Source organism: Trichothermofontia sp. (genome assembly GCF_053493415.1).
On record NZ_JBRCAD010000054.1, the window covers coordinates 1 to 8,642 of the forward strand.

The 8,642-nt window shown below is 57.6% G+C and carries 7 protein-coding genes; 5 read left to right on the plus strand and 2 right to left on the minus strand.

Going from position 1 to position 8,642, the window contains the following annotated elements; translation table 11 throughout:
• The coding region (locus ACWIUF_RS04790; RefSeq protein ID WP_448571112.1) for a hypothetical protein at positions 1 to 209 on the plus strand (209 nt) is incomplete at its 5' end.
• 206 nt (positions 210 to 415) lie between these two features.
• A complete protein-coding gene (locus tag ACWIUF_RS04795; protein WP_448571113.1) occupies positions 416 to 754 on the plus strand; it encodes a P-II family nitrogen regulator in 339 nt (112 codons plus the stop codon).
• A gap of 439 nt (positions 755 to 1,193) precedes the next feature.
• Here ACWIUF_RS04795 and ACWIUF_RS04800 read toward each other — a convergent pair whose 3' ends face one another.
• Positions 1,194 to 3,203: an alpha/beta hydrolase gene (locus ACWIUF_RS04800; RefSeq protein WP_448571114.1), complete on the minus strand. Its 2,010-nt coding sequence runs from the start codon at positions 3,201 to 3,203 to the stop codon at positions 1,194 to 1,196.
• 982 nt (positions 3,204 to 4,185) lie between these two features.
• Between ACWIUF_RS04800 and ACWIUF_RS04805 the strand changes: the two genes are divergently transcribed.
• Complete coding sequence (locus ACWIUF_RS04805) at positions 4,186 to 6,831, plus strand: heavy metal translocating P-type ATPase (RefSeq protein WP_448571115.1); 2,646 nt, start codon at positions 4,186 to 4,188, stop codon at positions 6,829 to 6,831.
• A 304-nt stretch (positions 6,832 to 7,135) separates the two neighbouring features.
• Positions 7,136 to 7,564, plus strand: coding sequence for an FHA domain-containing protein (locus ACWIUF_RS04810; protein WP_448571116.1), 429 nt, complete (start codon positions 7,136 to 7,138; stop codon positions 7,562 to 7,564).
• 237 nt (positions 7,565 to 7,801) lie between these two features.
• Here ACWIUF_RS04810 and yidD read toward each other — a convergent pair whose 3' ends face one another.
• Positions 7,802 to 8,041, minus strand: a complete 240-nt coding sequence (gene yidD / locus ACWIUF_RS04815; protein ID WP_448571117.1) for a membrane protein insertion efficiency factor YidD — start codon at positions 8,039 to 8,041, stop codon at positions 7,802 to 7,804.
• A 165-nt stretch (positions 8,042 to 8,206) separates the two neighbouring features.
• On the opposite strand from yidD, the gene ACWIUF_RS04820 reads away from it, so the two are divergent.
• Positions 8,207 to 8,642: hypothetical protein (locus tag ACWIUF_RS04820; protein WP_448571118.1), on the plus strand; the 436-nt coding region annotated here is incomplete at its 3' end.

The following is an 8,642-nucleotide window of genomic DNA, read 5'->3' on the forward strand; positions in this document are numbered from 1 at the left end:
CGCTGAATATGCACGAGATGACGGGGATGGCACCGCCGGCCCCTCGCTTCACGGAACACCCTGATCCCAGTCGTCAGGTGCGGCTGCGTCCGGAGCGATCGCGGGACTTGGGGGGACTGTGGCTAGCGGTGATGATTCTCATCATTATTGTGACGGCCTTCAGCGCTGGCTTTTTCATCATGCGCCCCTTCTTGAACTCGGATCAGTGATGCCCAGTCTAAGGACTCGGGAGCGCTCAGCCCTGCACGCTTGGGTGGCCCTTGTGGCCACGGCCAACCGAGGGCAATCGGGTGCGATCGCCCACTAGTTGCCTAAGCGGATAGCTAGAAAATAGTAGTCTCTGTTACACAATGATCCTGGGTGTCGATGTTAGGAGTTGGGAGTTGTCACGAGCTATCCCTGAGGAGCTGGACGGTTGAAAAAAGTAGAAGCGATCATTCGTCCCTTCAAGCTGGACGAAGTCAAAATTGCCCTGGTCAACGCTGGCATCGTGGGTATGACGGTTTCCGAAGTCCGTGGTTTTGGTCGCCAGAAGGGCCAAACGGAACGATATCGAGGGTCCGAATATACGGTTGAGTTTTTGCAAAAGCTCAAGGTTGAGATCGTGGTGGAGGACGAACAAGTCGAAATGGTTATTGAAAAGATCATTTCCGCTGCCCGTACCGGTGAAATTGGGGACGGTAAGATTTTCATTACCCCCGTGGAAGAGGTGGTTCGGATTCGGACCGGCGAAAAGAATCTCGAAGCCGTTTAAGAATTTAGGGGGGTCTACAGCCGTTCCCTGCCTAAGGAAGTACTGTCAAACCTTGTAAACAAGGGGCTTAAGCCCCTTGGCTGTACCTCGCCAAGTATGGAGATGCTGTACCTTAGGACCGATCACCAGCTAGGGTAGTCCCCATCAAAGTTTCGCAACGTGGGTAGTCATCACTTTAGTCATTGCAGACGAGAGCCAGCCCTGCAAACGTTGCACCCTAGATTAGGCACTGCCCTAGTTGGACTGTCCTAGTTGGACTGTCCTAGTTGCAGTGTCCAAACGTCTAACCCTCTCATCTGGCCACTATGATTACGGCTGCTTAAGGCTGAGCCAACCCAACCCAATGCTCATTTCCGAGTGTTGGGTTTCCCTATGTTGCCGGAATATCAGCCCCCTGCATTAAGCAGCCGGCGTGGGTACACGGATTGGGCCAACAAACTTAGCGTGCAGACCGCAAGATCTGGGCCAGTTGTTCTGGGGACAAGGATCGGATCAGCGACAACCGGAAGGGATCACGGCTGATGGCGTTGATATAGCCCGATCGTAGGTAGGTCTGAAATTCCGGCTGCTGCTTGAGATAGGTGGTGGCAGCGGCTACCAACAGGGTCCTCAGATTACCTTGGAACCAAGCGTGGGAAGCCTCAAAGGCGGCCCCGGTGTCCACTGTTGAGAAAAATAATTGATCCGCCAACTGGGTCAGGTCACTGGTATGGGATACCCCCCCAGCGATCACCAGATAGCGATCGGGAGTTGTTAACCAGCTAAAGGTTTCGGCCTGCTGGGGGATAACGGGAGCCGCTACATCAACGGCTCCACCCATCATCAAGGTAGGGACTTGAATCCGGCCCATGCCCGTCTTGCCAAACAGGTTACTAACGGGCGCAAAAGCCATAATTAATTTGATCCGATCGTCCTTGACCCCTTGCTCCGCCAGTTGGTGTACCACCAGGGGAGAGTTCTGAAGTTCCAGGGCACGACATTCGAGCAACAGGGCCAAATCGGTCACCCCGATCGTCGTCGGTTGGCAGCGGTTCGCCAAATAGTCAAAGTCGATGGTGGCTCCCCCCAGGGCTAGGGCCGTATAGCCCCCAAAGGAGTGTCCGGCCACAGCCACCCGTTGTAGGTTCAAACGCCCCCCCAGTTCAGCCCGATTGTAACGCTCCAATTGATCCAGGAGGAAACTAACATCCAGGGGACGATCGAGAAATTCACTCACTAGGAAAATTTCCCGCGCCTTCCAGGCCATGACTGCCTGCTTTTGGGCCTCATTGCTGCCAATATGTTCGGGTAGGGCGACCGCAAACCCATAGGACGCCAAATGCTGGGCAAATTCACGAAAATAGGTGCGACTAGACCCCAAACCGTGGGAAATGATCACCACCGGGACCGCCGTTAACTGGCTCAGGGTTTGGGGCAAATATAAATCAGCGGGATAGGTCCGTTGGCGGCGGGTGTCCTCTAGTTGCAGCGGTTGCAAGACCACGGGATAGGGGCCAGGTTGGCGCAAATCCACAAGGCTATCGAAGGGGAGCGAGGCTTCGGCGGCAGCAGCGGCGGCTGACATCTGCTGAGTGGCGGCGACAAAAGCTTCGGTTTGACGCACGAACCGGGCACTTTGTCGATAAATCGTCAGAACACGGTTGACATCCAAGCGCACGGTCGAGGTTGGGAAATGGCGCAAAAAGCTTAGTAAGGAGATCCCCTCCGGTGCCGCTGCGGCCAAAACCAACGCCGATCGGATGGCCTGGGCACCATTAAGACCTGCACTGGTCTGCACAATTCGCCCGGTTCGTTGGAGCATCATCTCCCCCATCGGGTCCTGGAGCAGTTGCGAGAGCACGCTGGCACTGATCGGCTTATGTTGACCCAGGGCTTGGCGTAGCTCCTCCCGCGCCTCCGGCTTGAGGAACCGCATAAAGGGGCGTAGGGCGGCATCCACCGTGCCTTCCTTAACAAACGCTTCCAGAGAACTGATGGGGATAGCTTGGGCTAAGGGGCCAAAGGTGACGTTAACCTGTTCTGCTGCCCGTGCTGGCAGGGCCGTGAGCAGACTCGCCAGTAGGCCGATCGCAACCTGAGGCCACGATCGCAGCGTTTTGGCAGCACGTAGCAGGCGGGCCAGATCCAGCACCGAGGGAGCAGGGGGGCACCCATCGGCGCTCGCGTCCTGGGGGGGCATAGCATACGGGGACAGGGGCTGTTGATGGGAGAGGGGAAGCAGCATCATGGGCAATCCGTATTCGCTGATCGGGATAGGTGAGCTTGACGAAACCAAGGGGGATAACGCCACCCCCCGTACCCAGTTGGAGAATGGCTGGTAGAGAGCCGAACTGTTGATCACCCACGGGACAGCCTCGCAGCAGGCACGCCCCATATTATCGCTGGGAGTTCCGGAATTATGGCTGGAATTTAAGGATACCGCCTGGGCGCTCCCAGCCTGCTGTTCCATTGCCTTTCCCTTACAAAAGGGCGAGCGGCCAAATAAAAAGGCCAGTATGCGACTGACCTTCCCACAAACTCAATTCTAAAATCGTCGTACTCCGCGTCCCCAGGCCATTAGTAGCCATAGGCACGAAAAAATTCTCCCAGCACTCATCCCCACGATGGGCGCTCGGGATTTCCCTGCATTGGGGTTTATACGCTCTATTGTAATGAAAGGCACAGACATTCTGTCATAAAACTTTACGTTGCATTGAGCATCTAGAGATAACCGTTGCTGATGAGTAGGGCCTACTGCGGCTTAGACAGGGGCCAATTACCGTGGGGTAGGCATTCTGCTAGATTGAATTTTAGATTTTAGATTTTAGATTTTAGATTTTCTGGATGTTGTGGGGTAGGCGTCTCGCCTGCCAGGATGGGGTGGGGTAGGCATCCTAAACAGCATGGCCATCGAGATCCGCTCCAGCAGTTGACCTAAGGCGATCGCCCCTGCGGCACATAACTCACTCCGATCGGTCGTGGGCTTGGCGTAAAATCAGACTCAGCACCATCACACAGAGGACTGTGAACGTCAGCACCTAGTCACACAAGCGGTAGGATTGACCCGTAACAGTTGTCAGCGGCGGCAGCGTAGCGGGTTAGAGCAGGTCTCGCAATCCTGTTCCAGTTCTGGGTCGGGGGCGCGGGTGGCGTAGCCAAGCGCCGGAAGTCGAGGTGACCACGTAGTTTAGGTGGGAGGTTTGCTCATAACACCTAACTCGAACTCCTGCTCCAGCCTAACCGCTGGCTTCCCAACGGGCTGTCTGGCTGCCCCCCGACGTGACTTTTGTGCCCATTAACTTGACACCAATGGGAGGATGTCTATCCCACAATATCCTGGCAGGCGAGACGCCTACCCCACAACATCCAGAAAATCTAAAATCTAAAATCTAAAATTCAATCTGGCAGAATGCCTACCTCACCAATACTGTGTGATCCGATGAGAGTAAACCATGCCTGTTAGCCCTGAACTTGCTTCGTCGTTGCCGAAGATCGCAGCATCCTCCCCTGGGGCAGATCCCCCCCTAGAAACACCGATATCGACCCTGGTCTTAGATGTGGAGGGAATGCGCTGTGCGGGGTGTGTCCAGGCGGTGGAGCGGCGCTTGCGGCAGCAGCCAGGGGTCATCTCGGCGGCAGTGAACCTGATCACGCAGATGGCGACGGTTACCTATCACCCAGACACCACGACCGCAGAAACCCTCGCAGCCCAGTTAACCCAAATGGGTTTTCCCAGTCAACCGCGATATGCCAAGGGCGTCGCGCAGCTATCGGGGGCCGCCCTTCCCCAAGCAACGGCCCTAGCCAACCTGGAAACGGCACAACAACAGGCATTACGGGCACAACTCTCCCAACTGCTGCTGGCGGTCGGGTTATTGGTGTTGTCGGCGATCGGGCATTTAGCCCATATTCTGGCCATCAACCTCCCTGGGTTTGCCAATATTTGGTTCCATGCGGGACTGGCGACCTTAGCCTTACTGGGACCGGGCCGAGCAATCCTGCGGGATGGTGCTCAGGGGTTACGCCACGGGATTCCCAATATGAACACGCTGGTGGGCTTGGGGATGCTCAGTGCTTACCTTGCCAGTGGCGTGGCGTTGCTGGTTCCCACCTTAGGTTGGGAGTGTTTTTTCGATGAACCGGTCATGTTGGTCGGGTTTATCCTCCTGGGCCGGACGCTGGAACACCGAGCACGGAACCGGGCCTCGGCCTCGCTGCGACACTTGATGGCTCTCCAACCCGCGATCGCTCGCCTTGTGACTGTTCGCGCTGCCTCTGGACCGGAGTATCCCCCTTCCCAGCCCACCGATAGCCTGCCCACCCAGCACGTGGAAATTGCGACGGAAGCGGTTCGGGTTGGCGATTGGTTGTACGTGCTCCCAGGGGAAAAAATCCCGGTGGATGGGGTTGTCACGATCGGGCAAACCCGTGTCGATGAATCAATGCTGACCGGGGAAGCGATGCCAGTCGTGAAGCAAGTCGGGGATAGGGTGATCGCAGGTACCCTCAACCAATCAGGCGCGATCGCCCTGGAAGCCAGCCATACGGGACAGGACACCACCCTGGCCCAAATTATTGCCCTCGTCGAAGCAGCTCAAACCCGCAAAGCGCCGATCCAACGGTTGGCCGATCAGGTAGCCGGCTATTTTACCTATGGCGTCATGGCGATCGCCCTGCTTACCTTCCTGTTCTGGTATGGGCTGGGGACCCATCTCTTCCCAACACTCCTCATGCCGCCAACCCACTGGATGAGCCACGGCCACTGGACAATGGCAGCAGATGCCATGATGCCGACCTCGCCGCTGTTATTGAGCTTGAAACTAGCGATCGCCGTGTTGGTCGTTGCCTGCCCCTGTGCCCTGGGCCTAGCCACACCCACCGCGATCCTGGTGGGGACAGGACTGGGGGCCGAGCGGGGCCTCTTGATCCGGGGCGGCGATGTCCTCGAACAGGTACACCGGATTAACACGCTTGTTTTTGACAAAACCGGGACCCTCACCACTGGTACCCCGCAAGTCACGGACTGTGTACTGCTGAGCCAGACAGCTCATGCAGCGTGGGGTGGACATCCTGCCTGCGCTGGCCAGAACGGAACCGCAGCGGGGGAGGCCGCTGCAAGCACGACAGTCGAGGCGGCTATCCCCCCAGATATTTATCCGGTTTGTCCGGATGATCTGCTCCAGTTGGCGGCAACGGTTGAGCAGGGCACCGATCATCCCATTGCAACCGCCATCCTGGCAGCGGCGACGGCCCATCACTTGCCACTACGGCCAGCCCAATCTGTACAAACGGAAGCAGGATGTGGCGTCACCGCGAGCGTAGCGGGGCAGCGGGTGAGCGTCGGTCGGGCACTCTGGCTACAACAGCACGGGGTGGCGATCGACCCCAGCCAGCCGCCCGGTTGTGAGCTAGAAGCCCAAGGGAAAACCCTGGTCTATGTGGCGATTAACACCCAACTGGTGGGCCTACTGGCCATTACTGACACCCTGCGTGAGGAGGCAGCCGAGACGATAGCCCAACTGCAAGGCATGGGATTACGGGTGATGCTGATGACGGGCGATCGCCCTGCCGTTGCCGCTGCGATCGCCCAACAGCTTCAGCTTGATCCCAGCCATGTCCTAGCGGAGGTCGATCCGGCTGGCAAAGCTGCCGTGATTCAAGCTCTGCAAAACCAGGGGCAACGGGTCGCAATGGTCGGGGATGGGATTAATGATGCACCGGCCCTTGCCCAAGCCGAAGTCGGGATTGCCCTGCGCTCGGGGACGCAGATCGCCGCTGAAGCGGCCCAAATTGTGCTGATGGGCGATCGTCTCAGGGACGTACTGGCCGCGATCGCCCTGAGTCGAGCCACGTTTCGCAAAATTCAGCAAAACCTCTTCTGGGCCTTCGCCTATAACCTGGTGGCAATTCCGGCAGCGGCGGGGGTCTTCCTCCCCGGCTGGGGGCTGCTCCTCAGTCCGGCAATGGCAGGGGCACTCATGGCCTGTAGCTCAGTGACGGTGGTGGTCAATGCCCTACTGCTGCGATCACACGGAGAAACGCGGGGACCGCGATCCCCTAAGAACGAACCAAGCCTAGCCCCATCACACATTTGCTAGACTAGCCGCCGCCGATACGATCGCTCACTACGCGCAGAAATATGGCCCAAGGCATCCAAAAGATGCCTCAATATGCCTAAAGCCGCTGCCGATTACTCCCATGCGTAACCCTTAGCAGCGGCCTCAGTGGCGAATGAATTTGGATGCTGCCAGCTTGAGGGTAGAGTTCTCGATCATGATCACATCCCGTCGTATATCTTCACGGACTCACCAGCCAGTATGGTCTCTGCTTCTGCCTAAACACTAATGTAGCTGTATACTGGTGAAGTGATTTCCAGTCACCGCAGCGCCCCGACGTAATTAAATGACCTTAGACGCGAAACAACACCTATTAATTGTAGAAGATGACAAGGGTCGGCGTGAGTTTGTGTTAAACGCCTCTCTTTACTCGATCGGGCGCGATCCTCGCTGCGACATTCGTTTGGCTTCCCAGTTTGTGTCACGACGCCATGCCACGCTGGTCCAGCTTCCCCAGGAGGATGGCACGTTCTACTATCGGGTGGTGGATGGCAACCTCAAGGGTAAGCCCAGTGCCAATGGTTTGCTGATCAATGGGCGCAAACTCCAAGCCCATGACCTGCAAAATGCCGATGAAATCGTCTTTGGGCCGCAAGTTCGAGCAATCTACTATTTACTCAACCGTGATGAAGGGACACCCGTTCCCCCGGACGAATTCGACATTACCTTGATCAGCCCCAACATGGTGGGCCGCCCGGAGGAACCCGCCTCCTAGTCTCGGTCTTTTTGCACCAGCTATGAAACAGCCATTAAACAACCATTAATGGTGCCAATAATCCATACAGCACGTCCATACTGGGTGAGGTACAGACAAGGCTTGACCGTACTTCATGAGAGGGGGAAGGGCTGTAACAGCCGTTGGCCTGACGATCGTTCATCGTGCGATGCGGGTAAGCCGATCGGCAGGTTGCTGGCCACCGACAACCTCCAGGTTGATGGGGATGGCCACTCGTTATTTATGGTGAGGCGTTTTGGTTTCTAAGGGGGGGACGGGATCGTAGCCACCGGGATGGAGCGGATGGCAGCGCAGCAGGCGACGCAGGGCTAGCCAACTCCCCCGGATGGGGCCAAAGCGCTCGATCGCCGCGATCGCGTACTGGGAGCAAGTCGGCTGAAAGCGGCAGACGGGGGGGAACAGCGGTGAAATAAAGGTGCGATAGAAACGAATCAGCAGAATTAATAGAAACTTCATGGCATTGCCTTGAACCCAAGACCATCATGCGCGGTCGGGTGCCCCGGCGGCAACTGTTCACGCATGGCAAAGCTGTCCTGATCGGGTAACGTTTGTCCCTGATGGCCTTTCGTCAAATTCTGATAAATCTCTTAGAATCGGGGCGGTTCACCGGGGGGCAAAAGGATGCCACAGCCAAGGTTTGCATCACTTCAGTTAGCAGCACTCTGGGGCATCCTGGGCTGGGCTGGGCTGGCCGCGCTTCTCCCTTGGGGACGCGACGCGATCGCGGAGGTGGGCCAGGCGCAGGAGATGGGCAATCCCGCATGGGTGCCGACGGCTAGTCCGATGACGCCGCTGGCTGATCCGGGTGGCGGGGTTATTGTTCCCACGGTGCCAACCTTCAATAATGGCCAGCCCCCTTCTGTCCTACCAGCGCCGATGGGGGATGGGGTGAGTGTGCCGCCAACGGCCTCGGATTGGTTGGCCCCAACACCGCTCCCTGGACCGGGGGGTAACCCGATCGCGGCCCCCGCTGTGCCCGCGCCAGCCTCAGCAGCCCATTCAGAGGCCCCTTGCCAACTGGCCCCTGGGCAGGCGGTATCCGTGTGCCCCCCCCTAG